The 25,484-nt window shown below is 46.7% G+C and carries 23 protein-coding genes; 13 read left to right on the plus strand and 10 right to left on the minus strand.

The window, feature by feature from the left end; genetic code table 11:
• Positions 1–32: 32 nt before the first annotated feature.
• Positions 33–359, minus strand: a complete 327-nt coding sequence (locus tag DP_RS18085) for a hypothetical protein (protein ID WP_156792323.1) — start codon at positions 357–359, stop codon at positions 33–35.
• Here DP_RS18085 and DP_RS14330 point away from each other — a divergent pair.
• Positions 347–1,099 (plus strand): ATP-binding protein, encoded by a 753-nt coding sequence (locus DP_RS14330; protein ID WP_011190069.1) that lies wholly within the window; start codon positions 347–349, stop codon positions 1,097–1,099. The two genes, DP_RS18085 and DP_RS14330, sit on opposite strands and share 13 nt — an antisense overlap.
• Before the next feature lie 60 nt (positions 1,100–1,159).
• Here the strand turns inward: DP_RS14330 and DP_RS17135 are convergent, their stop codons facing one another.
• Genes DP_RS17135 through DP_RS14345 form a run of 3 tightly spaced genes read right to left on the minus strand, consistent with a single transcriptional unit; the run spans position 1,160 to position 3,486 of the window.
• Positions 1,160–1,807, minus strand: a complete 648-nt coding sequence (locus DP_RS17135) for a YkgJ family cysteine cluster protein (protein WP_049785117.1) — start codon at positions 1,805–1,807, stop codon at positions 1,160–1,162.
• 23 nt (positions 1,808–1,830) lie between these two features.
• A complete protein-coding gene (locus tag DP_RS14340; RefSeq protein WP_011190071.1) occupies positions 1,831–2,481 on the minus strand; it encodes a CBS domain-containing protein in 651 nt (216 codons plus the stop codon).
• 30 nt (positions 2,482–2,511) lie between these two features.
• Complete coding sequence (locus tag DP_RS14345) at positions 2,512–3,486, minus strand: histone deacetylase family protein (protein ID WP_011190072.1); 975 nt, start codon at positions 3,484–3,486, stop codon at positions 2,512–2,514.
• A gap of 214 nt (positions 3,487–3,700) precedes the next feature.
• Between DP_RS14345 and DP_RS14350 the strand changes: the two genes are divergently transcribed.
• Positions 3,701–3,895 carry a hypothetical protein gene (locus DP_RS14350; protein WP_156792324.1) on the plus strand — a complete coding sequence of 65 codons (195 nt, stop codon included), beginning with the start codon at positions 3,701–3,703 and terminating at the stop codon, positions 3,893–3,895.
• Positions 3,896–3,906: 11 nt separating this feature from the next.
• Entirely contained in the window at positions 3,907–4,746 is an 840-nt protein-coding gene (locus DP_RS14355; protein WP_011190074.1) for a sodium/calcium exchange proteins, read from the plus strand.
• Between the two features lie 34 nt (positions 4,747–4,780).
• Here DP_RS14355 and DP_RS14360 read toward each other — a convergent pair whose 3' ends face one another.
• Complete coding sequence (locus tag DP_RS14360; RefSeq protein ID WP_162096665.1) at positions 4,781–5,653, minus strand: LysR family transcriptional regulator; 873 nt, start codon at positions 5,651–5,653, stop codon at positions 4,781–4,783.
• Between the two features lie 537 nt (positions 5,654–6,190).
• Here DP_RS14360 and DP_RS14365 point away from each other — a divergent pair.
• From DP_RS14365 to DP_RS14385, 5 genes are all read left to right on the plus strand, one after another.
• A complete protein-coding gene (locus DP_RS14365; RefSeq protein WP_011190076.1) occupies positions 6,191–7,570 on the plus strand; it encodes an efflux transporter outer membrane subunit in 1,380 nt (459 codons plus the stop codon).
• Between the two features lie 26 nt (positions 7,571–7,596).
• Positions 7,597–8,301 (plus strand): efflux RND transporter periplasmic adaptor subunit, encoded by a 705-nt coding sequence (locus tag DP_RS14370; protein WP_011190077.1) that lies wholly within the window; start codon positions 7,597–7,599, stop codon positions 8,299–8,301.
• Positions 8,277–8,819 (plus strand): efflux RND transporter periplasmic adaptor subunit, encoded by a 543-nt coding sequence (locus DP_RS14375; RefSeq protein WP_041278060.1) that lies wholly within the window; start codon positions 8,277–8,279, stop codon positions 8,817–8,819. The genes DP_RS14370 and DP_RS14375 overlap by 25 nt, the downstream gene beginning before the upstream one ends.
• Complete coding sequence (locus DP_RS14380; RefSeq protein WP_011190078.1) at positions 8,819–11,947, plus strand: efflux RND transporter permease subunit; 3,129 nt, start codon at positions 8,819–8,821, stop codon at positions 11,945–11,947. Before DP_RS14375 ends, DP_RS14380 begins: the two co-directional genes overlap by 1 nt.
• Before the next feature lie 181 nt (positions 11,948–12,128).
• Positions 12,129–13,340, plus strand: coding sequence for an MFS transporter (locus DP_RS14385; protein ID WP_011190079.1), 1,212 nt, complete (start codon positions 12,129–12,131; stop codon positions 13,338–13,340).
• Between the two features lie 52 nt (positions 13,341–13,392).
• Here DP_RS14385 and DP_RS14390 read toward each other — a convergent pair whose 3' ends face one another.
• The 3 genes from DP_RS14390 to DP_RS14400 all read right to left on the minus strand — a co-directional run bounded on the left by DP_RS14390 (position 13,393) and on the right by DP_RS14400 (position 18,753).
• The gene (locus DP_RS14390; RefSeq protein WP_011190080.1) at positions 13,393–14,187 is read right to left on the minus strand and encodes an arginyltransferase; all 795 of its coding nucleotides are present in this window, start codon (positions 14,185–14,187) and stop codon (positions 13,393–13,395) included.
• A gap of 116 nt (positions 14,188–14,303) precedes the next feature.
• Positions 14,304–15,653, minus strand: a complete 1,350-nt coding sequence (gene gdhA / locus DP_RS14395; protein ID WP_011190081.1) for an NADP-specific glutamate dehydrogenase — start codon at positions 15,651–15,653, stop codon at positions 14,304–14,306.
• Positions 15,654–15,780: 127 nt separating this feature from the next.
• A complete protein-coding gene (locus DP_RS14400; protein ID WP_011190082.1) occupies positions 15,781–18,753 on the minus strand; it encodes a PEP/pyruvate-binding domain-containing protein in 2,973 nt (990 codons plus the stop codon).
• A 294-nt stretch (positions 18,754–19,047) separates the two neighbouring features.
• On the opposite strand from DP_RS14400, the gene DP_RS14405 reads away from it, so the two are divergent.
• Entirely contained in the window at positions 19,048–19,434 is a 387-nt protein-coding gene (locus tag DP_RS14405) for a helix-turn-helix domain-containing protein (protein ID WP_041278061.1), read from the plus strand.
• Between the two features lie 4 nt (positions 19,435–19,438).
• Here DP_RS14405 and DP_RS14410 read toward each other — a convergent pair whose 3' ends face one another.
• The gene (locus DP_RS14410) at positions 19,439–20,374 is read right to left on the minus strand and encodes a molybdenum cofactor guanylyltransferase (protein ID WP_011190083.1); all 936 of its coding nucleotides are present in this window, start codon (positions 20,372–20,374) and stop codon (positions 19,439–19,441) included.
• A gap of 179 nt (positions 20,375–20,553) precedes the next feature.
• Between DP_RS14410 and queA the strand changes: the two genes are divergently transcribed.
• On the plus strand, positions 20,554–21,630 hold the full coding sequence (gene queA, locus DP_RS14415) for a tRNA preQ1(34) S-adenosylmethionine ribosyltransferase-isomerase QueA (protein ID WP_011190084.1): 1,077 nt from the start codon (positions 20,554–20,556) through the stop codon (positions 21,628–21,630).
• A 71-nt stretch (positions 21,631–21,701) separates the two neighbouring features.
• Here the strand turns inward: queA and DP_RS14420 are convergent, their stop codons facing one another.
• Positions 21,702–21,932, minus strand: coding sequence for an FmdB family zinc ribbon protein (locus tag DP_RS14420; protein ID WP_041278063.1), 231 nt, complete (start codon positions 21,930–21,932; stop codon positions 21,702–21,704).
• Positions 21,933–22,342: 410 nt separating this feature from the next.
• Between DP_RS14420 and DP_RS14425 the strand changes: the two genes are divergently transcribed.
• From DP_RS14425 to rpsA, 3 genes are all read left to right on the plus strand, one after another.
• Positions 22,343–23,050 carry a queuosine precursor transporter gene (locus DP_RS14425; RefSeq protein ID WP_011190086.1) on the plus strand — a complete coding sequence of 236 codons (708 nt, stop codon included), beginning with the start codon at positions 22,343–22,345 and terminating at the stop codon, positions 23,048–23,050.
• 231 nt (positions 23,051–23,281) lie between these two features.
• Positions 23,282–24,028: a LolA family protein gene (locus DP_RS14430; RefSeq protein WP_041278064.1), complete on the plus strand. Its 747-nt coding sequence runs from the start codon at positions 23,282–23,284 to the stop codon at positions 24,026–24,028.
• Between the two features lie 52 nt (positions 24,029–24,080).
• Positions 24,081–25,271, plus strand: a complete 1,191-nt coding sequence (gene rpsA / locus DP_RS14435) for a 30S ribosomal protein S1 (RefSeq protein ID WP_011190088.1) — start codon at positions 24,081–24,083, stop codon at positions 25,269–25,271.
• Positions 25,272–25,484: the final 213 nt, after the last annotated feature.

Raw genomic sequence — 25,484 nt, forward strand, 5'->3', positions numbered from 1 at the left:
GTCAGACCATTAACCCCCTATTCCCCTCGGCTTCAGAACTTATTTATTTTTGCAACTGTTTTCAAAGAATAAACAACCAGCGCCGCCCTCTTTCTTTTATCAGCAACTGAAAAAGAGGAGAGCCGCCAAACCATTTTCCAAGCAAAAAATAAAGCAACAATCACTCTTGTCCCACCACTTATCCTTGGCAGAATTGCAGCCTTTGCCGGCAAAGCTATTGCCAAAGAGATAAAAAGAAATAGAATTTGATCTAGGTCAAAGTGTAAAATGCTTCCTCGGGTTACATTGACACCATTGAAGCAGTCCTGGTCAAAACGAGAAATAAAAATAGCTGCCGGAGGGCAAGATGAAAATAACACGAAAGATAATTAAAATAGACGAAGAACTCTGTAACGGATGCGGTCAATGTGTACCTGACTGTGCAGAAGGATCACTACAAATTATCGATGGCAAGGCAAAGCTTGTGGCAGACAAACTCTGTGATGGCCTTGGCGCCTGCCTTGGTTCTTGCCCCACGGGAGCACTACAGATCATTGAACGGACAGCCGACGAGTTTGATGAAGAGGCCGTTGAGGTATTTCTCCATCAACAAAAACAGGTAAACAAGGGGGGCGGTTGTCCTTCAGCTCAGCTAGAGACATTTACTCCCTCGTCCATAACAAAAATGGCCGACATGGCAGCGGCACCAAAGCCCTTTGCTGAAATGGAAGCCAACAGCGAGTCTGCCCTGAGCCACTGGCCGATCCAAATTCGTCTGGTACCACCAACGGCACCGTTTCTGCGAGGCGCAGACCTGCTCATCGCAGCCGATTGTAGCGCCATTGCCGCAGTTAACTTCCAAAGAGATTACCTACAGGGAAAAAAGGTCCTTATGGGCTGTCCTAAATTTGACGATGCAGAGCTCTATATAGAAAAATTTCGCGATATCATAGAACAATCAGGGATCAAAAGCATCACCGTACTGATCATGGAAGTCCCCTGTTGCTCTGCAATGAACAGCATCCTCAAGCAGGCAGTGGAGCAGGCAACGAAAACTGTCCCCATTGAGCAGATCACCATTTCCCGGCAGGGTATAGAACTCGAACGTAAAAAGTGGTAACAAACAGAGAGATGGCAACTTTTAGGGAATCAGGTCTGTACGCCTGTTTCCCTATTTTTTTTAGTCCCAGAGGAGAGTAATTTCCATGGCCTTTTCCACGACTCTTGCCCCAAAGGGCTGAAGCAGTTGAAAAAGAGGGCGACCAAAATAAAAGAGTTCATCGGCCAACTTGAGTTGATGAAGCTTGACCTGGCGCGTTCGAAACTGCAAATCAGCACCCACCATTTCCTCCAACTCTTTCTTGAGGATGGCTGAGATATTTTGCCTATTTTCTGCGATATAGGCAAAGTCCGGTGAGGGGCAGAGCTGTTCATATTCCCTCATTACATCCCTGAGAGGGGAGTCAACAATATCAAAACGGGTAAGGGTATCCTTCTCCACCATGCCCAGGATTTTTTCAGTATCCCAACACTTCAGCGCTTCACAGGCCACAGGCCGAAATCCATAGATGCCACAGCCATTCGCCTGCTCATCATAAAAATAACAGCTCCAACTCCTTCCCTTTCCCCTAATCTTAACAATTTCAGTACTTGCAGGCTGTAATTCCCCTGTTTCAGGATGAAGAACAAGCTCTCCCCTGCGCAGGGTAATAAGCTTATCTATGCCAATTTTACCACTTTCAAGCAAAGGCAAATCTGCCGTATGCAGAGCCGGACCTCCTTCCTTACAACAACTGCCACACCTCTTACAACTCTGCTGCAGACCCATACTTCTCTCCAATAATGATTGCTCTACATAAACCTTGGCCTTAAAACAGTTAAACCATCCTGTTCGAGCAATTTATAGACTATTGCAAGCCGATATGTATTAATTCGCACATAAATCTTTGCCTCTGTATCCGACGCGGGCATACGAATAAGACGGGTAAAGGCAATACCATTCTTTTCCAATATATTTACAATGGTCCCCATGATACCAATTTCACCGCTATCGGCAATACCAATCAACGCAGAACCCTTATCTGCAACACCAAAGAGATTTTTATAAGCGGCAATAAGATCACGAATGGAAAACATACCTACCACTAAATCCTGATCATTGACAACAGGCACCCCACCAACCTTCTCTCTATCAAAGAGAAAAAGGGCATCATCCAAGGTGGCTTGGGGATGAATAGTGGCACAGTTCACCGTCATAATTTCAGAGACAGGAGTCTTTTCCACCCCAAGAAACTTCCCTGAGCTTTCCTCTCCACTCTCAAGAGATGAGGGGTAGGCCGAACGCAAATCACGATCGGTAATAATGCCCAACAGCCTTTGCCCATCATCAACAACGGGTAGATGCCTGAATTTAAAGGCATCCAAAATACCTCGTGCCTCCGGCAACAGGGTATGGGGATAAATGGTCAGTGGTTCAGGGGTCATATATTCAGATATGTACATAGGCAGACCTCTTTTCTAAGAAATAACACTCTATATATCTAGCTCACAGGCAAGAAGACCTGCAACATACTGTTCAACAGATTCTCCTAAAACCGACAACTCATAACCGCCTTCCAGAATAGAGACAACCCTACCACCTGCAAAGCGTTTCCCCCAACTACTCACCTGTTTTCCTATTTGATAAAAAAGAGCAGTAGAATAACCAAGCCCCGACATATCATCGGCCCTATGACCATCAAAACCTGCCGCAACCAACAGGCAATCGGGCCGCCACTCCTCTAAAAATGGTTCCACTCTTTCCCTCATGACAGCCAAAAACTGGTCATCTCCAGCACCGGGTGACAGGGGCAGATTCAGAATTGTCCCCTTGCCCAAACCAGTACCGATCTCTTCAGCAAAGCCCGTGCCCGGATAGCTAAAACTGGGATGTTCATGAATACTAATATAGAGACTCTTCGGATCACGCTCTAATCCGGCCTGAATGCCATTGCCATGGTGAGCATCAAAGTCAATAACAGCAACCCGCCTGCGACCATATTTTTCCTGCCAATATCGAGCGGCAATCAGGACATTATTATAAAAACAAAAGCCAAATGGTTTTCCCTTTTCCGCGTGGTGCCCCGGCGGGCGAATAACACAAAATATTTGCCTTGCGTCCCCGGCCTCAAGCAGGTCAATTCCCTTCAGGCCTGCGCCTGCAGCAAGGGCGGCAACCTGATACGTATGATAACCAATTTGATTATCAAGATGGTCAATATGAGACTTGCCAAAGAGAACAGCCTCTTCAAAACGAAAAAGCCAATCTTCTTCGTGGGCCAAGAGGAGACTCGCGCGACGGGCAAGCCTTGAGGCAACAAATTTAAGATGAGGGAGCAGGGGACTCTCCTCAAGACATTTCAAAATAACCTCAAGACGAGCGGGAACTTCAGGATGTCCCCCTCCCCCAGTATCATGTTTTAGACAGTCAAAATCTGTTATAACAGTAAGTAACGGCAGAGAAATCATGTTATATTTTCATATGTACCAAATAAACAACGGTTGTAGAAAGGACTCTTTTCAGTATATTCTCATTGTGACGAACAAGGTTCTATGGCATAAAGTGCCAAGAGAACGACTCTAAACTATATGAATATATATTTTTTTTAACAAGATAATTATGAAAATAACCTTTTATGGCAGCAGGTTCTGCCCTCGGTGTAGACAGGCAAAAAAGCACCTAGTGCAACTGCAGAGAGAATTTCCACAGCTAGAGATTGAATATATTGAAGTCACCACAGCTCCCATTAAAACAGTAAGGGCTGGTGTCTTTATGATTCCAAGTATTCAGGGCAGAAGCGGTACGCTCTCCGGCATTTTCTTACCGGAAGAAAAAATTCATGCCTTTCTCAAAGAAGAATACCGATACAACCAATAAAAAGAAAAATAATGAGAAATTTTTTAATAAGCTCAGTAACCCGTATCGACTTAGTAGTATGGCTTTTGGTAATAAGCTTTTTTCTGGGGTCAGCAGTACTCTTTAACGGCGATTTACCCATGTCATTCCTTGGCGCCGCCGGTATTATTTTTGAAATGCTCCTTATCGGCATGGCGGTGGAAATAATTATTGAATGTTTAAAAAACACCAAGGGAATAGGTACGCTCACCGGATTTATCACCAACGGCCCGGAGGCAATCACCCTTATTGTAGGGCTGGTGGCAGGCGACATTATCTTTGCAGCCTCTACCCCGCTTGGTTCAAATTTTATGAATCCGATATTGCTCCTTATTGCCACCCTGACCTGTGGTTATTTTTTTACAATCAGCAAAATTCACCCCATATACACAATTTTTTCAATCGGTACAACAGCACTTTTAGCCGGGACATTTTTTTTATTACCTACCCAGTATTATCTTTTCTGGGGCCTTACCGTCCTCATCGTCACCGTCCCCCTATTTATCTTTCGGCCAAAGGAAGAGGGGGAGGAAGAGACAGGCTATAGCTTCAGCCCCAGGCTGTGGATTCTTCCAGCAATTCTTATTCTCTGCATGGCAGGATACTTCCTTGACCCCATAGTGAGTTTTACCGCTGAACACTCCAAGGCTCCTAAAAACATTATTGGTTTTATCGTCCTGGCAACCCTGACAAGCTGGCCTGAATTCAAATCATGCCTTGCCCTACTCAAGCGCAACAATCCTCTGGCCGCAATCCTCAATATTGTCGTATCCAATATCACCAATATCTGGCTGGCAGTCATCGGCGTCGGAGTATACCTTTTTAACCAGTGATGACAGGGTAGAGCCTGGCTAAGCCCAAAGCCTCTTAATCAACGGGCAGGTCCCGGGCCCAATCCGCAGCCTGATCGATGAGATACCTTAGGGCAGAATTGGCATTAAGAGACGAATGCCAAATTAAATAAATATCCCGTGGAGGCAGGACTGGCCCCGTTAATTCCTTTATCCGACCCGATCGAAAATATGCCTGGGCAAGTATCCTCGGCACACAGGCTATCCCCATGCCATAAGCCACCTGCTCAAGCAGGACAAGGCTTTGCGGAATTTCAACCACATGCCCTATATCAATACAGGGGGCAACAACGGCATGCCAGTATTGGGCCATCCCCGAGCCCGGCTCCCTGATAAACCAGGTACGATCCGTCACCTCTTCTATGGAATTTGCCTCCTCTCTGCTGGAGGCAATATAGCACATACCGTCTTTTATCAGGCTCTGAGAACAGACATCAGCGGAGGGACGACCTTCGACAATTGCCAGATCAATGGCAAAGTCACTAATTTCATGACAATTTTTCGCAGTGTTTCCGGCAAAAAAATGAACATCCATTTGCGGCTGTTTTTGTGACCAGTAGTGCATAAGAGAAGGAGCATAGAGACTACAGGCCCCTACAGTTCCGCCAAAACGCAGTTGCATCAGGGTTTCCGCCTTAGCAAATGTCTGATAGAGGGCATTTGCCTGGTTAAGAAGCTTTTGTGACTGTTCAAAAAAAGCATCTCCATCACCCGTTCGCAATAAGTGCTTTTTTTCACGCACAAAAAGCGCATGACCAAGCTGTATTTCTAACTCCTTAATTGCCTGACTCACTGCTGCCTTTGACAATGGGATAAGCTCTGCAGCATGGCTGATACTTTGATACCTGGCCACGGCACAAAAAATTTCAAGCTGACGAATCGTAAACATAGCTTCCCTATATTTTATAATTATGATTATCTCATTTTTCTTACCGTAATAGTGCCAATTTTCCTTTTTTTTACAAGCAAAATTCATAAAACAGATATCAATTTACATATTTTTTTTCAAACATGTTAAATCAATCTTTTCTCTGCGAGCAATAAAAAACAGTTTATAATTAACCTCCCACAAAAAACATTGAAGCATTTAACGCCAATGGATACTCTAAAAGAGTCTCATCAACCCAAAGCAAATTTATAAAAGAATCAGCAAGCGAAAAGGAGTCAATATCTGGTGCGCTTAGCTCAATATGAAAAGAGAGGTTGTATATATTTTCCCCAGCTAATTTTAGCCAATGGGTAAAAAACACCCAAATTCTTTGCGGAATTCATTATTTTTCACCTTGTAAATATCCGCAAGTCAAACGCTTATTCTGTTGTTTTACATTGGCATGTTTGTTGCTGTTTAATTATGTTAACAACCTTAAAAAAACTGTCTCTATTTTAAGACAAAAGACATCTAACCAACAGATCAACAAAATATTCTATGAGAATATCACAACAAGCCTCACTCATACTGTTTATAGCTATTATAATAAGTAGCTGTTCGATGGATAAGACTGATATTACAACAGTCTCTTTTCAGGTACCTACAGAATTTTCAGAGCAGGGGACGAAACAGCTTTCGCAAAAATGGTGGGAAGACTTCAACGACCCCAAGCTCAATGCTCTTATAGAAAGATCACTCACCAACAACTTTTCACTCCGGGCAGCCCTCAATCGCCTCCAACAGGCAGAGGCCCGTTATGGTATCAGCCACGCTGAACTCTTTCCCAAGGTGGATGGTACAGCCAAGGCTGAAACAGGACGGACACGAGCACAGAGTGAGAGCACGGGGAATCAATCTCTGCTTCTGGGACTGACAGCCTCCTACGAACTTGACCTTTGGGGACGGATTCGCTCTCTGAACGATGCCGCCCAACTTGACCTGAACGCTAGCAGCATGGACCTGGAGACAGCAGCAATAAGCCTCTCTTCACAAATAGGCGTCATATGGTACCAACTCTGCGAACAACGTAGTCGTCTTCTAATTATCAAAGATCAGATAGCCACCAACCAGAAAGGTCTCTATATCATTAACCTGCAGTTTCGAACAGGAAAAATTTCCATCGCCGATGTGCTCCAACAACAACAACTCATCGAGTCAAATCGAGCCGAACAGACCCAGCTGGAAAAGGAAATACGCCTCAGCTATTATAGCCTGAATACCCTGGTGGGCAATCCCCCCGCCCAGTCCGGGACAATCCCTGAATCAACGGGACTCATTGAATTACCCGCCCTCCCTAAAACAGGGTTGCCACTTGAATTCATCCAAAGACGACCCGATCTTAAATCCGCCTTTTTGGCCGTTCAAGCAGCGGACAAACGTCTTGGGGCAGCAATAGCGGCACGTTACCCAGCCATCAGTATCAGCGCGGACATCAACACATCGGCTGAATCGGCCAGAGATCTTTTTGATAACTGGTTCAGTAATCTGGCAGCAAATCTTCTCGCTCCCCTTATTGACGGAGGTAAACGGGTCGCAGAAGTCGAAAAACAGAGGGCAGTTGTTCAGGAAATGTTCAATAACTATAATCAAAAATCTCTTGAGGCCCTCAGTGAAGTTGAAAAGGCACTGATCAGAGAAAAGCAACAGCATATATATATAGCCCAGGTAGACAGACAGTTTGTCCTCTCTGCCAAGGCCATGAAACAGATAAAAAATCATTATCTCAATGGCAGCGAAAATTATCAGCGGGTACTCACAGCCCTCGTCTCTACCCAAAACCTTGCCCAGCAACAGATCAGCGCTCGCTTTAACCTGATCAACAACAGAATAGAGCTTTGCCGAGCCCTTGCTGGTGGTTGGCAGAACAATGAAAAATAAAAAAATATCACCTATTTCAGGACCCTATGAGTAATCCAACAAATACATTTTGGACCAAGACAGGCAACTTCCTACTTCCCATAGCCATCATTGCCTGTGCCATCGCCATTGCCTTTTGGCTTATCGAGACCAAACCTGAGGCACAGCAAAAGCCACAGAAAAAGTTCAGTACCATCGTCGAAGTTCAACAAGTAGAACGAGGCCCTGAGCATATTTATATAGAGGCAAGGGGAGTCGTTGGCCCAAGTAAAAGAATTACCATTACCACCCAGATAACAGGAAAGATTCTTCACCTTGACCCCAATTTTCAACCCGGTGGCTTTTTAAAAAAAGATGCTGTCATGGCAAGGATAGACCCCCGAGACTATCAGTTTATCCTGCAACAACGCCAAGCAGAACTCAAGAGCAGCAGAAGTGAACTTGTTCTGGAAACAGGTAATCAACTTGTTGCCCTTAAAGAGCTTGAGCTCCTCGGAGAACCTGTGTCTGCCGAAGAAAAGCACCTGATGCTGCGAGGGCCGCAACTCAAAAAACTACATAATAATCTGAATTCGGATCAGGCCCGTTACGACCAGGCAAAACTGAATTTGGCTCGCACCAAGATAAGAGCTCCCTTCAACGGAACCGTTGACAGTCTCAGTAGCGATATTGGCTCACTGGTAACCAATGGCACAGGCCTTGCCAGTTTCACTGGAACAGATGAGTTTTGGATACAACTGCAGTACCGGTAGATCAGCTCCGCTGGATTACCATTCCCAAAAAAAATGGCGAAAAAGGATCACAGGTACAAATTTTCTACGACGATGTCTGGCCAACAGAGAGCTATCGTCTGGGCGAAGTAATCCGCCTCAATGCCAATCTTGAAGAGAATGGTCGCCAAGCCATTCTCATTGTCCGAATCATGGACCCCCTGGCACTGAGAGCAGAAAACGCCCACAAACCACCTCTGCTTTTAAATTCCTATGTCCGGGGCAAGATAGATTGTAGCACCCTCCCCCAGGTCGTAAAGATTAAGCGACAGTATATGCAAGATGGAAACAATATCTGGATAATGACCCCGGAGAAGACCCTTGAAATTCGTCCCCTGCAGGTGCTCTTTAAAAACCAAAACGAAATCATCGTAGAAAAGGGTCTTGAGGCAGGAGAACATTACATCACCTCCACCCTTACCGCACCCATCACAGAAATGTTACTACAGACCAAGGATGAGGGGCTGAGTAGAGCCAAGACAAAAGCGGAGAAAAAGTAATGAGTACCGAGCCAAATAAAAGCCGCGGCGTGATATCATGGATGGTACATAACAGAGTTACCCCCAATCTCCTGATGCTCGTTCTCCTTATTGGTGGCTTTTTTGTCGCCAACAGAATCAAACAGGAGGTTTTTCCCGAATTCGTCCTCGATATTGTTTCCATCTCTGTTCCCTACCCGGGGGCCAGCCCGGCTGAGATAGAAAAGGGCATAATCCTGGCCATCGAAGAAAACATCCAAGGTCTTGATGGCATCAAGGAGTACAACTCCACTGCGGCAGAGGGTATTGCTCAGGTGAGCATAGAGCTGACAACAGGAGCCAAACGCCAACAGGTATTCCAGGACATCAAGCAAGAAATTGACAATATTACCACCTTCCCAGAAGATGCAGAAGAACCAAGGGTTTCACTCGTTGCCATTAAAATGGATGTTCTGCAGATCACCCTCTTTGGTAATGCAAGCGAGCACTCTCTCCGAGAACTTGCCGAATTCACCAGGGACAAACTCCTGCAGACCCCAGGTATTAGTCAGGTAGAAATTGTCGGTAATCGGGACTTTGAGGTATCCGTTGAGATAAGCCAAGGGACACTCCGTAACTATGGCCTCACCCTGGGAGATGTTGCCACCCGAATAAAAGAGGCCTCGGTGGAACTCCCGGGCGGCAAGATCAAAACCACAGGTGGAGAAATTCTCCTCAGAATTAAGGATCGCCGCGACTGGGCCTCAGAGTTCAGCAAAATCCCCATTATCACCACGGCTACGGGCAGCATCGTCTATCTGGAGGATATCGCCCAGGTCAGAGAGGCATTTGAAGATACCGACAAAACCACCACATATAATGGAGAGCCCTCCATTGCCCTGGCCATTGCCAGGATCGGCAAAGAAACACCCATTGGGGTGGCAGAGGCGGCCCGCAATGCCATGGTGGAGATAGAATCACACTATCCAGCCTCAATACAGTGGGCGACCGGTAAAGATCGCTCTCTCATATACCAGCAGCGCCTCCAGTTGCTCCTCAAAAACGCCCTGATGGGTCTTGTTCTCGTCCTCGTTCTGCTCGGCACCTTTCTTGAGTTCCGTCTGGCCTTCTGGGTAACCATGGGCATCCCCATCTCCTTCCTCGGCGGCCTGCTCTTTCTCCCCGTCTTTGGGGTTTCGATAAATATGATCTCCATGTTTGCCTTTATCGTCGCACTCGGGATAGTGGTCGATGATGCAATTGTGGCAGGTGAAAATATTTATGAATATCGACAAAAGGGTTTGCCCTTTATCGAGGCAGCCATCAAGGGGGCACAGGATGTGGCCATCCCCATTGCCTTTGCCATCCTGACAAATATTGTTGCCTTTGCCCCACTGCTCTTCATCCCGGGGACAATGGGGAAAATTTGGGGGGTCATCCCCACCGTTGTTATCACCGTATTTGTCATCTCCTGGGTCGAAGCGCTGCTAATACTGCCAAGCCACCTTGCCCACGGCAACCCTAAGAAGGCGCAGGGCATATTACGGGTTATCGGACACCACCAACGTTTTTTTTCCCGCCTACTCGAACTCTTTATCAGTCGCATCTACACCCCCAGCCTCGATTTCTGCCTGCACCGTCGAGGCCTGACCCTGGCCCTTGGCATAGCCATCCTCATCCTCTCCATTGGTTATATTAAGGGAGGAAGAATCAATATGATCCTCATGCCGAGGGTTGAGTCTAACCGCGCCGTAGTAACGGCCACCTTCCCCCTAGGCACCCCCGCAGGAGAGGTGGAAAAAACTCGTCAGCTCCTGGAAGATGCCATTGCCAGGGTAGCAAAAAAACACGGCGGCAAACAGCTGGTAGAGGGCGTCTTTGCCAAGATCATCGAAAATACCCTGAGCATAGATGCCTATCTCTCCCCCCCCGGTATCCGCCCCCTCTCCACCAAAGAGGTCACCAAACAGTGGCGTAATGAGGCAGGAAGATTAGTCGGCCTACAATCAATTATCTATGAAGCAGATCGTGGCGGCCCCGGCAGGGGAGCAGCCCTGGAAATAGAGCTGAGCCATCGTGATATCGAGGTTCTTGACAGGGCAAGCGCAGACCTTGCTGCAGGCATTGAAACATTTGCCAGCAGTACCGATGTTAATCAGGGTTTTGCCCGAGGTAAGCAGCAGATAGACTTCCAAATCAATGCAGCGGGTAAGGCCCTGGGGCTAAGCGCAAGTACTGTCGGCAGACAACTGCGAGATAGCTTTCAAGGCGCCATAGCCCTGAAACAGCAACGCGGCAGAAATGAGATGAGGGTTCGGGTACGCCTGCCCGAAGAAGAGAGGCTAAGTGAATTCAATATTGACAATATGATGGTTCACACCCCAAAAAACACATTTGTACCTCTTATGGAGATTGCAAATATTGAACGAGGTCGAGCCTATACTACAATTGACAGACGAGATGGGCGAAGAATCGTCACCGTCAGCGCCAATGTTGAACCCATCGGCCGGGTAAATCAAATTTCTGCTACCCTCAAGCAGACAATACTACCCCAGCTATTGGAAAAATACCCTGGTTTGACCTATGATTTTGAGGGACGTGAAGCCGAACGAGCCGATTCAATGTCAAGCATTATCGCCGGATTCCTCTTCACCCTACTAGGCATCTATGTCCTTTTAGCCATCCCATTTCGTAGCTACACCCAACCGCTGATAGTGATGTTCGCCATCCCCTTCGGCCTGGTGGGTGCACTGGCAGGACATATCATCATGGGCTACAACATTAGCATTATCAGCCTGATGGGCATACTCGCCCTCTCAGGAGTTATCGTCAATGACTCACTTATCCTCGTTGATTACGCCAACAAGAAAATGGCTGCAGGGGACAGCCCCCTAGAAGCCATACGCAGGGCAGGTCAGAGACGCTTTCGCCCCATCATGCTCACAACCCTGACCACCTTCGGCGGCCTTGCCCCCATGATATTTGAAACATCCCGCCAGGCACGTTTTATGATTCCCATGGCCATCTCTTTGGGCTTTGGTATTCTTTTCGTAACAGCCATTGCCCTATGGCTGGTTCCCTGCTTTTTCATGTTAATCGAAGATGGCAGGGCACTCTCAGCCAAGATATTCGGGCCAAAACCAAAAAAGATCTCATCTGAGATGGAATAAGAGCTCGCTTGAAAATTGACACGTTCAATAATGGCGAGGTCCTGACTACGAGGCATATGATATGTACCACTGACTCTAAAAGCGGAGTCTGCACTTACCTGCGAGGATATTTTTTATTAAATTGAAATAAAAAAAGGACATTTTCAAGGCTCCCCACAGATATGTAAGGAGGGTACATTCAATGCCAGGCAGAACTCTTATTACCCTATTACTCTCTATTTTTATCGCCCTGCTCGGCATAGGGATTATTGTCCCCGTCATGCCCATCTATGCAGAGACTCTGGGCGCCGGTGGCTTTGCTCTGGGGATGATTATTGCCTCATTTTCGGTAAGCAGATGCATCCTCCAGCCAATCATAGGCAACCTCTCCGATAGCCTGGGACGAAAGAGATTTCTTATTGCCGGGCTTCTTATCTACGCCCTTGTCGGCCTGCTTATCCCCGAAGCAGAAAGTATCCAAAGCCTGATATTCATCCGCCTCCTCCACGGAATGGGTTCAGCCATGATTGTCCCCATCGCCATGGCCTATGTGAGTCAAATGGCTCCTTACGGCCATGAGGGCAGATATATGAGTTTTCTTAATATAGCTATTTTTTCTGGAATGGGCTGCGGACCAATCATCGGCGGTATATTCTTTGATACCCTCGGTTTTAAAGCAGTTTTTTATATGATGGCTGCCATGAGCTTTCTGGCTGCCATTCTCATCACCGCTAATCTCCCAAACAGAGAAGAAACTAAGAGCATAAAACTACAGGCAAGCCTCCTCTCTTCAATGAAAAGAATGGTCGCAAATAGACACACTCGGGGTGTCCTTATTACCCGCTACGCAACCATGACAGCCCTAGTCCCCTCCATGGCCTTTTTACCATTTATCATGACAGAATCAGGATACAGTAGCGGCACCTTGGTGGGTTTGGTCATTGCCTGTCGTACCCTGGTCAATGCCGCCCTGCAGTTTCCCTGTGGTAAACTGGCAGACAGGTACAATAAACTTACCCTGCTTTTTATTGGGGTATGGGTAATGGTCATTGCCACCAGCCTCATTCCCGAGGCTGAGAAGATCACCAGCTTTTTTCTCATCTACGCTTTACTTGGCTGTGGGGAGGCAATCGTCTGGCCGACCCTTGCCGCCTACGCCTCTCTGGATGGACGAGAAAACTATGGGCATGGGACGATGATGGGCGTTTTCAACCTGGCCATGAGTGGAGGGGTGTTCACCGGTGCCCTCCTAGCCGGCTACAGCATGGACAGCATTGGCCTCCGTTGGGCCTTTTATATTCCGGCCATTACCATCGCAACCATTGCAAGCCTTGGCATGGCCCTCATCTACAGGGCAGAGAGACAAAGAAGCGAAGCCCTTATCAGCACACAAGGAGACAAGGTTCACAAATAGGTTCTACAGGAAAAATGGAGAAAGAGAAGGAGAAAGAGAGAAAGGAGGATGGCTATTTTCTTGACAGATCCCTACTCGACGCCCCTGAATAGCTGCACCAAACGCCATCTTCCAGGAGCTGATAGGGCCTAAACGTATCCTTATAGTTCATGGCCTGCACATCTCTGATATAGAAGCCCAGATAGAGATAGATAATCCCCCGCTCTCGGCAAAAATCAATCAAACGCAGGACATTATAGGTGCCCAGACCACGGCCACTCTCCTCAGGATCAAAGAAAAAATAGACGGCATTCAGCCAGTGCTCTCCATGGTCGACAATGGCATTACCCAACAGACGCCCACCCTGACGAAACTCTAGCTGCTCCGTATGGGTCAGGCCATTTTCGAAGAAATCGGCATAGTACCTTTCGGCACTATTATCTGAAGGGTATCGATTCTGTAAAAACCGATCACAGAGATCAAGGTGCTCCTGACTCCGTACCAGAGGAAGAAAGGAGGCAGCTATATCATCGTTCTTTTTTCTATTTCTCTTTTGACTCCTGCTCGGAGAAAATTGCTCTACCTGAAGACGAATAGGCTGGCAGGCCGTACAGTGAGGACAGCGCATGGTATAGAGGCAGTTGCCGTTACGACGATAGCCTGCAGCCAAAAAGAGGCCGACAACATGCTCCTCCAAAGGGGCAAAAAAAGCCTGATGGAAAACTGCCTGCTGGGGCAGCCCATAGGGACAATCGGTCTCTACATCAACAAAAACTTGTTCCAGCTTTTCCTCGATACAAGAGAACTCTTCGGCTGCCCAAAGATCATAGGCAGACAGGGTTCCATTCAGACTTTTTTCTCTATTCATAATAAATTATATCCGCTTCCCGGCAAGAAAATATGCCTGCTACTCACATTGCCTCAAAACCTCTCCTGCAACAAAAACAAATAAATTTTGCCCTGGAATATTTTGCAAATTTCTCTCTAAACAACGCCCTGATCCAACATGGCATTAACAACCTTAACAAAGCCCGCAATATTAGCACCTGCAACATAATTTTGCCCATAATTATATTCCGAAGCAGCATCAACACAGGTAGAGTGAATAGAGTGCATTATCTGTTTAAGACGAGTATCCACCTCTTCCCGTGGCCAAGACATCCGTATGGTATTTTGTGACATCTCAAGACCGGAGACAGCAACACCACCGGCATTTGCCGCCTTGCTAGGACCATAAAGACAATTCGCATCATGAAAAACAGCAACCGCCTCAGGACTACTTGGCATATTGGCGCCTTCACTGATAAGAAACACACCATTTTTGACAAGGTTCTTTGCATCCTGCTCGTTAATCTCATTTTGAGTAGCACTAGGAAAAGCACAATCAGCAGAGTGATCCCAAAGAGGGTTATAGCCAAGAGTCGGGTCAATAGGTGTATAAACAGCCTGAGGATAGGTCTCAACATATTCAGCAACCCGGCCACGACGGATATTTTTTAACTGTTTGATCCAGCCAAGTTTATCACAGTCAATACCCTCCTCATCATATATATAGCCATCGGAATCAGAGATGGTGTGTACCTTGCCACCAAGATCAAGTATTTTTTCGATGGTAAACTGGGCCACATTACCAGAACCGGAGACAAGACAGCTCTTACCCTCTATGGTCTGGTCCCGGGTAGTCAGCATCTCGGAGGCAAAATAGACATTACCATAGCCCGTTGCCTCGGGACGAATAAGACTACCACCCCAGCCAAGACTCTTACCGGTAAGCACCCCGGTGAACTCATTCTTTATCTTTTTGTACATGCCAAAAAGATAACCAATTTCACGGGCGCCAACACCAATATCGCCCGCTGGCACATCGGTATTAGGACCGATATGGCGGTATAACTCCAACATAAAGGAGTGACAAAACCTCATTACCTCAAAATCCGAACACCCCTTTGGATTAAAATCAGAACCTCCCTTGCCACCACCCATGGGCAGGGTAGTCAGGGAATTCTTAAAGGTCTGCTCAAAGGCCAAAAACTTTATTATGCTCAAATTTACTGAAGGGTGAAAACGAAGCCCCCCCTTATAAGGTCCTAGGGCAGAGTTCATTTCGACCCTAAACCCTCTGTTAACACGGACATTACCCTCATCATCCACCCAGGGAACACGAAACATAATAACACGTTCAGGCTCTATAAGGCGCTCCCAAACACCCTGTTGACGATACCATAAATTTCTATCAAGCACCGGCTTTACACTTTCTAAAACCTCTTCTACGGCCTGATGAAATTCATGTTGGTCTTGATCCTTGGCATGTAATTGCTGAATTATGGGGTCCATTGACGATCCTTAGGCTAAATTTTTTATTTCACTGTAGTAAACACTCTCTACCCTCAGTCAGACAGAAATCTGACTGACAATCTCCACCTCCTGTCGACTTCTCAATAGATGGATTAGAGATATCATATCAACCACATAAGCCCTTATTTTGCACTGAAATAACGCCTTCGCCTTTTTTTCCATCACATTTCACAACAAAAGCCTGTGATAATCGCACATGACGGACATAATCACCCGATTCAACCACATTTTGCTGACGAAGCCACTGCCAATCAATATAGTCTTTACCCCGTCCCTTATCAGCGCCAAGCTCATTCACCGTAATATAGGGAATACCAAGAGACGTTATATTCTGAAAAAAATGTGAGCCCTGCGATGGTTCTGCCCGAATAGAACTATTTTGTACCTCAACAATGGCACCAACGCCTGCTATATCTCGCCACTGCACAGGAATACCAAGCCATGGATCCGCCGTTCCCCAACGACCTGGACCAATAAGTAAAAATGAGCAGTCACGACAGGAAATTTTTCTAGCAAGTTTGCCAACTTCAGAGGCTATCTGCTGGGTCTTACTTGAATCAAAGAGATTGGGGTCAACAAATAAAATATCAACCATACCTTCAATCTTGCCATGTCCCAACACTTGACTAGAGGCACAAAAGGCATTTGCATAATCGTCTTCACAGAGCGATACCTCACCATACTCTCCACCGGCAATCATCGGTCGTATTTGCAACAGGTAGAAGGTACTTCGACTTAAATCTTCGGACAAGGTCACGACAAACTCAATTTCCACCTCACAGCCCATTGCAGTCTTGCCAATATGCAATAACTCCTGCAGGGTCTGAGCGAGAGGATAGTTAGAATATTTAAGGAAATGGGCAAAGGTCATCACCTTTACTCCGGGTAGACAAGCATCACGAATCCGATGCTCGTCGGCAATATAGGTTGAGGCAAGAACCATGACAGGAGACTCATGCTCCGCCTCCTGTATTTCACGCAGGACAAGATTAGAATGCTCCAGACGCAGACACGAATTTTCCTGCATGGAGAGGGCATAAAATTGACGCTGACTATTGGCAAGAATATCCTCCACCGAAGAAAACTGAACCAACTTCTTAGGGTGGGCGGGAGAAAACAAAAGAGACCTACCACCCTCTACCACCATCTTACCAAGACCGAGGGCAATATGAGCGACACCATCTGCAGCAGCCATATTCATTATGGGATAGTAGTTATGAGATTGAGCAACTCCAGAAACAGAGGGATACCAAAAGCCATTATGCTCATGCCCCACCAACTGCTGAATAATTACCGCCATGGAATCTCCACGCCCCTGAATAGAGTCCTTGGAGAACTCCCTCGGCCCTTCAAACCAGGTGGAGGCATAGACCAGCTTGATCGCCGATTCCAGTTGACTCAGCCGCTCTTCAAAATCACTATGATTATTGGGCAGAAAATAGGTGGAGAAGAGACCTGCGTAAGGCTTAAACTGGGCATCTTCGAGCAAACTGGACGATCTTACAGAAAGAGGGAGATCCCATTTTTTCAAAAAGGCACGCAGATCCCCCTTCAACCAGCCGGGCAGTTCGGCATCTAAAAAGAGCCCCACCACCTTGTCATCTCCCATATTTTTGGCAAACTGTAGTTTATTCTCAGTGATGAAGGTGTCAAAACCATCCGCTGCTATCACACAGGTTTTCGGCATGGTGACTTTCTCTGAAGAAAGAAGATCTGTTTTCGCCCCCTGCAGACAGGCCCACATAAAGGCCATCCCCCTAGCCTTTCCTCCCATCGACCCCTTGCCAATCTTAACAAAATCCAACATATTGGGGTCATAGTTCCTGCGGGAGAAGTTCACCACAACCCCTCGCTGGCGCAGACGGCGAAGACGAAAAACCCTGGCTATTAATTCCTCACGTATTTGACCGAGATCACCCATGGACTGAAAGCAATCCCGGTGCAGATCACGGGCAAGAACCACCTCTGTCCTGGCCATAACCCAGTTAGAAAAATGGTTACTGAGGAGGTGATAGCAGAGAGACTCGTCGGGGACCACCTTTAAACAATTCTGAAATTCGCCCAAAGTTGTAGCACGGCAAACAGTATCTCCATTTTCCAACTGAAAAACAAAATCACCAAAACCCAAATAGCGAAGAAAGAAATTATGCACTCTCTCTGCCGTTGCAGGTGAATTTTTATTAATAAAAACAGCACCTAGATCCGTGGCTACAGCCCTATTCCTCTCCTCCGAAGAGACCATCAAGAGCGATACATCAGGAGCCTGGATAGAAACATGAGAGAGAAAGGCCCCACCTGCATTTGAATTAACCTCTCCCCCCTTCATAAAGCGTGCATCCGAGATTACCCCAAACACATAGGGCTGATATTTTTCAAAGAGTTCAAGGGCCTCCTCATAGCTTTTTGCCAGCAGAATTCGAGGTCGGGCCCGCATACGCAGTATGCGATGCCGCTCATTGAGGCTCTCATCCAATACTGACTGAGTCTGGCCAACAAGCTCTTGGTATATCAGTGGCAAAAACCGGGAACGGTATGTAGGAGAATCTTCCACATAGATGATAACCCGAACCATGGCACTCTTGGTATCGGCACTTACATTAAAAAAATCCTCTACGCATTTTATTATGGCGAGAAACAGATCAGCCTCACAGCACCAAAGAAAAGCACCGTCAATACCATGGCTGTACTCCTCATCAGGGGGAAGGGTTGCCCGCACATTATGGGCAACAAGGACGACGGGTATTAATGGTCGGATCTCCTTTATCTTACAACCCAGCTCAAAGCCATTCATTCCCTGCAGATAAGGCATCGTTATAACAAGATCATAGCGCCTGGCAGCAACCAGTTCAAAGGCCTCTTCCGGACTTGATGCCCTGGTAATCTTTGGGGGCTTGCTCAAATTAAGCCCTTTATACTCCTCGATAAGGCGAGTCGTCAGACTTCCATCCTCCTCAAGGATAAAAGCGTCATAGAGACTTGAGACAAGAAGAATTTCCTGCACCTTAAAGGGCATCAAATCATGAAACACCTTAAAGTGAGGGTCAAAAGCAGGTATCATCTTACTGGGATCAATGCCCATACTATCCTCCCACAGAATGTTTATTGAAAAAATAAGATCTTATTTAAACTCTTTATAGCCAATTTTAATCAATCTATCCTATGCAATATTCCTCAACACACTGTTTATGCGATATCTTTCAACAAAACCCATCTAACAAACGGAACATATTGATAAATTTGACAAAAATATTCCTGTAAGATACAAATAATTTAAGATATATTTTTAATGAACATTTCCTAATCCTTACTAAATATAATTAGATATAACTTTTACTTATAAATGATTATATTTTACAGCCAAAGAGACAGATGTATGGAAAGCAAAAATTTCTTAGATTTCCGGAAGAGATTAGGCAGGACCCAAAAAGAACTTGCCGCTCTCCTCGGCGTCTCCCTCGGGGCGGTAAGTAGCTACGAGCAGAACACACGAGCAGTTCCGCCCCATATAGAGCGGCATATTCTCTATCTTATCAGCCTGAAACAGCACCCCAACGCTCCCTTTGAAAAGTGCTGGAAGATGCTTTCCTGCCCCAAGGAACAAAGAGAACACTGTCCTGCCTGGGAATTTAAATCGGGAACCCAATGTTGGCTTATTAATGGCACCATCTGCCATGGCCATAAGCAAAAAACATGGCGGGAAAAGATAGAGATCTGCTATAATTGCGAGGTATTACAACGGGTGCTGCGGAAAACAGAGTAAGCTCTCATAAAGAGCTTACATCTTCAGGCGTATTTGCATTTGTCCAGGCCAGTTCTAATTCAGGGGGAATAGAGAGCAGATGCACTTTTTCGTCCTCAGCAACCGCACTAATCTGTAAGGTTTTTTCTTCTACCAGTCTCTCAAACAAAAAGCCACTCTGACTTTCATAACAGGCAAAGAGTGGCTCCACCCGCTTAAAGCCCAAAGTTTTTCCTGCAGCAAGACTCTCACGCATGGGAACCACAGCCCAACGCCCCAGAGCCCGATGAGTAAGCAACCACTCTATGGCCATATCAGAGACAAGAGGCATATCACAGGCCACCAAGAGCCAAGAATTGCGTGGGAAGGCTCGGCATGCCCCGACAATGCCACCGAGAGGGCCTGCAATACCTCCCGCATCGGCAATTCTTCTCAAGCCCATAAGGCTCTGAGGAAGATCGCCCGCACCGGCGACAACAACCTCTGTCACATAAGGTTTTAGTCTTGCAACGGTTTTCTCAAGCCAGGTCTGTCCGTCCCTTGATTGCAAAAGATGTTTCGCCTGTCCCATCCGAGAGCTTTTACCGCCAATCAAGACACAGCCAACCAGAGGAGGAGGCCCATACATCCTCTGTAACTTTTCATAGAGATGCCAGAAATCCCGGGCTAAATAGTCACAGTCTCCTACTCGGAAATAGAGTTCTCCATCCATGGCAAAGGAGGAGACCACCACCTCACAGAAGTTAAGATCCCGGGGCAGGTCCTGCAGACGGGTAAGGACAATATCTGCCCGATGAAAGGCTTCAAGGGCATAGACATCCTGCCAGCGATCCCCTCTGAAAATATAGGCATCAATATTTTCCAGAAGAAGCATCTCCTGAAGCATGACCATTGCCTCCAGGCAAAGATCGATCCTCTCCTCTTTAAAGACAAGAACAGGTTTATTATGGGATTGATCCATTTCCGTAGATACCTTAAAATTTTAATAGGATGGCTTTTATGGCAGAGATGAGCAAGGTATTTACGTTGCACTTAGACCATTAGCATGTTATACACCCACGCGATTTCAAAAGATAGAAAAACATTGGAAGCAAAAGGTCCTACCACCTAAATAACGTCATACTTTTTAAGCCGAATATCATGGAAAAAGATCTCAGTAGAGAAGCATATTACTACCATCTGCCAGAAGAAAACATTGCCCAAAAACCTGCCGACAAACGCGATCACTCAAAGTTGATGGTGCTCAACACCTCTACGGGAAAGGTCGAGCATAAAATTTTCAACAATGTTTTAGAGTACATAAACCCCGGAGACATGCTTATTGTCAACAACACCAAGGTCTTTCCTGCCCGCCTTACGGGACACAAGGAAAGCGGTGGAAAAGTAGAGGTTTTTCTCCTTGAACTGCCAACCTATATCCGCCCAGGTGTCTCTGAAAGCATCGCTCTTATCAAATCTTCACGAAAGCCGAAGGTGGGAAGCACATTAACAATAAATGAGGCCCTGAGCTGCCGGGTAACGGAGCAACTTGCCGGGGGCAAGGCACGGTTGCAGCTGCACTACGACAAAGATGTCGATGTTACAGAAATTTTGGCAGGGATCGGTGAAATCCCACTTCCTCCCTATATAAAAAGAGAAGAGGGCACAACCCCTGAAGACGTGACAAGGTATCAAACCGTTTACGCCAATGTGCCGGGCGCCGTAGCAGCACCCACCGCAGGCCTCCACTTCACCGAGGAGCTTCTGCAAAGTCTGCGAGAAAATGGCATTCAATTTGGCGAAGTAACCCTCCATGTGGGCTATGGCACCTTCGCCCCTGTTCGAGCTGAAAATATCGTAGAACACAATATCCATGAGGAGTTTGTCTCCGTGGGCCAAGAGACCGTGGACAAAATCATTGCAACCCGGAAGGCTGGTGGCAAAATTTGGGCCGTGGGCACCACAACAGTACGTTCACTGGAATTTGCCGCTGCCCAACACGGCGGGCAAATTGCCGCCACCGAAGGATGGTGTGCTCTCTATATCTATCCAGGGTTCAAGTTTCAGGTCATTGACAACCTCATCACCAACTTTCATCTGCCTGACTCGTCTCTTATGTTCCTGGTATCCGCACTTTGTCGCCGGGAAAAGCTACTGGAGTGCTATCAGATGGCAATCAAAGAAGATTATCGTTTTTTCTCCTATGGCGATGCCATGGCTGTTATCAGCGGCGAATAAAAAAAATGCCCCCTGCAATCAATTTCTACTGCAGGGGGCATTAACATTTATTTTTTCCAACTACTCTATGCTCAAGAGGCCGACGAACATCCCTTACATTCGCCACCGCCCGAGGTACTGGTAGAGCTAGAATAACCATCGGCATACCAACCGCCGCCCTTGAGCTGAAAAGAGTTCACAGACATCAATTTCTTCACCGCGCCATGACATTCAGGACACTCGGTCAATGGATCATCACTCATACGTTGTTGTACCTCAAAGACCTTCTCACATTTACTACACTCATACTCATAAACTGGCATTTTACTCACCTCAAAGACAAAACAATAGCAGAAGGACAACGGGGAACATGCCCTGCCCCTCGTGTTTGGTTGATTCCCGACTCAGGGAAATATATTTCTATACAGGTCTTTTACCGAAAAGCTCCAGAAGCCTCTCGCAAAACTTATTGTAATTCCCATCATCGAATATGTCAACAAAGGCGCCAGTCTACAGTACAAAAATCATTATAAAACATGATCGATTGCCCCTCCTGAAAAAAGCCCCTCTAGCTGCCTCCACCGAGCAGAGACTAACGACAGAGAGACAAAGAGGGACTCTCCCCCTCGCCCCCCTTGCACCTTAGTATAATTTAGACTATAGGCGGAGAGACAATATTTTTTACCATTTTTCATATAGCGCTCGCGCTATCCACCTAAGACTAAAAAACAAAATGAATGAGCTCATGTGGGTAGTAATGCTACTTACCAATTTTTCTCTAATCCTCATATGCTACAAGATCTATGGCAGAATGGGCCTCTACCTGTGGATCCCCATCTCCACCATTATTGCCAATATTCAGGTGCTCAAACTCGTTGAAATCATGGGCGTTGAGGCAACACTGGGTAATATTGTCTATGCATCCTCCTTTTTGGCCACGGATATTCTTTCGGAGAACCATGACAGAAAGGATGCCAAGAGGGCAATCGGGATAGGTTTTCTCTCCCTCTTATCCCTTACCCTCCTGATGCAAATGGCCCTGAAATTCACTCCCTCAGCCAACGACTTCAGCCAGGAGAGCCTGCAAACAATCTTTGGCCTAATCCCCCGCATCGCCTTGGCAAGTATTGTGGCCTATATCATCTCTCAGTCCCATGATATATGGGCCTTTCACTGGATAAAGGAAAAGACCAAGGGCAAAAAACTCTGGCTGAGAAATTGTCTCAGCACCATGGTCAGTCAGGCAATTGACACCATAGTCTTTATCATTATCGCCTTTTGGGGGATGTATGAGTGGAGTGTCCTTGTTGAAATTTTCTGGACAACCTATCTGCTCAAATGGGTAGTGGCAGCCGCTGACACACCCTTTCTCTACCTTGCCCGTTGGATGAAGAAGGAGGGGCATGATTGCCCTGACCAAGCTCCGGGGCACGCTCTCTAACCCCCCCTAAAAGCCTAGGTTTTTTCACCTAAATTCATTCTGTCGCAAGGCATGGGGGCAAAGAGACATCCCATGCCTTGTTGTAGGCCGGTAAGTCTGGTATAACAAAATCTACGTCAAATATATTTCAATTGGTTATTTGGCGCACTTATAATATTGTGTAGGTCTTCTCTGCTCTAATGAGTGGGGCAGCTTTACCCATTAACACAAAATGATGAGGGCGTAGATTCCATGTTTAAAAATAGGCTGTTAGTCTCGCACCAGAAGGTACCGCGTCCGACATACTCCATCCCTCTCATCATCTTCGCATTTCTTTTCTCCCTCCTTTTCAGCACATATGCCTGCGCAGAAGAGATCGAGAACAAGACCGAGATGTTAGTGGCAAAACGGCTACAGCAACGTTACGATAGCATGAAAAGCCTCTCCTTCAACTTCTATCAGCACACCACGGCAGGTGTGGGTGGACGACCTAAAGTGGGCGAAGGTCAGGCTAGATTTCTTAAATCCACTCGAACAGCGTTTATGCGTTGGGACTACCTGGCTCCTGAAGAGCAGGTACTTACCAGCGATGGCGAATTTTTCAGCATGTATTTTAAAGAGCTGAGGCAGATGATTGTCACCCCTGCTAAAAACCTCGAATCAGATATCACCTACTCCTTTTTTACCGGCAAGGGCACCCTCAAGAAAGATTTTTTTCTCTACCCGGCAGACGCCAATATCGCAGCAGAGTTGGTGGAATCGGAGAAGAGACAAATCATCAAACTGGTACCTAAAAAAACACAATCTCAGGTACAGGATATCCATGTTTGGGTAAATACAAATTCGCTTATTACCAGAATGCAGATTCGTGATCACTTTGGAACAATCACCGTGCTCAGTCTCAGCGATATAGAAATTGACAGTATTGCCGATACGATTGAATCTTTAAAAGATTTTAGCTTTACTCCCCCTGTGGGCACTGAAATAATCAAACAGTGAAATGCCGTAGTAGCAAGAACAATTAACACATATACAAAAAACGGGAAAAACAATGGAAGAAAGTTTCGCAGACCTCTTTAAAGCCGAAGAAACCAAAAAAATAGTCAAACTAGCTCCTGGCCAAAAACTCACAGCAACTGTTGTTGGAATCAGCCCTGATACCATTTTCCTTGATGTTGGCGGAAAAAGTGAAGGCGCTCTCAATAGCTCTGAAATGATCGATGGCGAAGGTAATCTCACCGTTGAAATGGGTGACAAGGTTGAGGTCTATTTTCTACAGGGCAAGGGTTCCGGCCCACTGTTCACCACCAAGATAGGATCCGGCGCTGACATTAGCCACCTGGAAGAGGCGTGGCGCAGTGCGATTCCCGTCGAGGGAATTGTCAAGGCAGAGATCAAGGGCGGTTTTGAGATCAGCCTCGGCGGTAAGACTCGCGCGTTCTGTCCATTCTCCCAGATGTCGCTTCGACGTGTTGCCGATCCTGCTAAGGAGTACGTAGATACCACCATGTCCTTTTTGATCAGCAAAATCGAAGAGAGCGGTCGCAATATTGTGGTTTCAGCCCGCGCCCTTGAAGAGGCAAAACGCGCTGAAATGCGGGATGAGCTGGTGGCAACCTTGGCTGAAGGCCAAACCGTGGAGGGTGTTATTACCTCTATTCGTGATTTTGGTGCCTTTGTTGATATCGGTGCCATCGACGGACTTATCCCCATCTCCGAGATTGGTTGGAGCCGGGTCGAGCGAGTTGAAGAGTATTTCGCCGTGGGCCAGAAAGTGCAGGCCGTGGTCAAGAGCATTGATTGGGAGAAGGATCGCATCTCCCTCAGCTATAAAGACACCCTCACCGATCCTTGGATAGAGGCAGCAAAAGAGCTTGTTCCCGGCACCATCCTCACTGGCAAGGTAGTTCGCCTTGCCCAATTTGGTGCCTTTGTCAATATCGCCGAAGGTATTGATGGCCTTATCCATATCTCCAGACTTGGCAGTGGCCGTCGCATCAACCACCCCCGAGAGGCTGTTGAAGAGGGTCAGGAGATCGAGGTGAAGGTAGAGAGCGTTGACAGCGATAGCAAAAGAATCAGTCTTGCTCCATCTGACTTTGTCTCTGCCGAAGGCGAAGCCGATAAGGAAGAGGCTACCTTCAAGGAGTACGCCAAGAAGAAAAAGTCATCCAAGGAGAGCAGCAATATGGGTTCCCTTGGCCAACTCCTCAAGGCTAAGATGCTGGCAAAGAAGAAGTAATTCCAACTCTGCCCTGAACTACCGCGCCGCTCTTCTCCCCTTTTGGGGTGGAGCGGCGTGGTAAGCTATCAGCTTACAGCTTACAGCTTCTTTTCGATCCACCTCCCACTCACTGTTCAACGTTCAGCCTGTTCCAATTATTGTACTCATCCAGCCCGACATCCACCCCATAATTGTTCTTGGCCAATACACACATCTCCAGATCACCTGCAA

The organism is Desulfotalea psychrophila LSv54 (genome assembly GCF_000025945.1).
Lineage (GTDB): Bacteria > Desulfobacterota > Desulfobulbia > Desulfobulbales > Desulfocapsaceae > Desulfotalea > Desulfotalea psychrophila.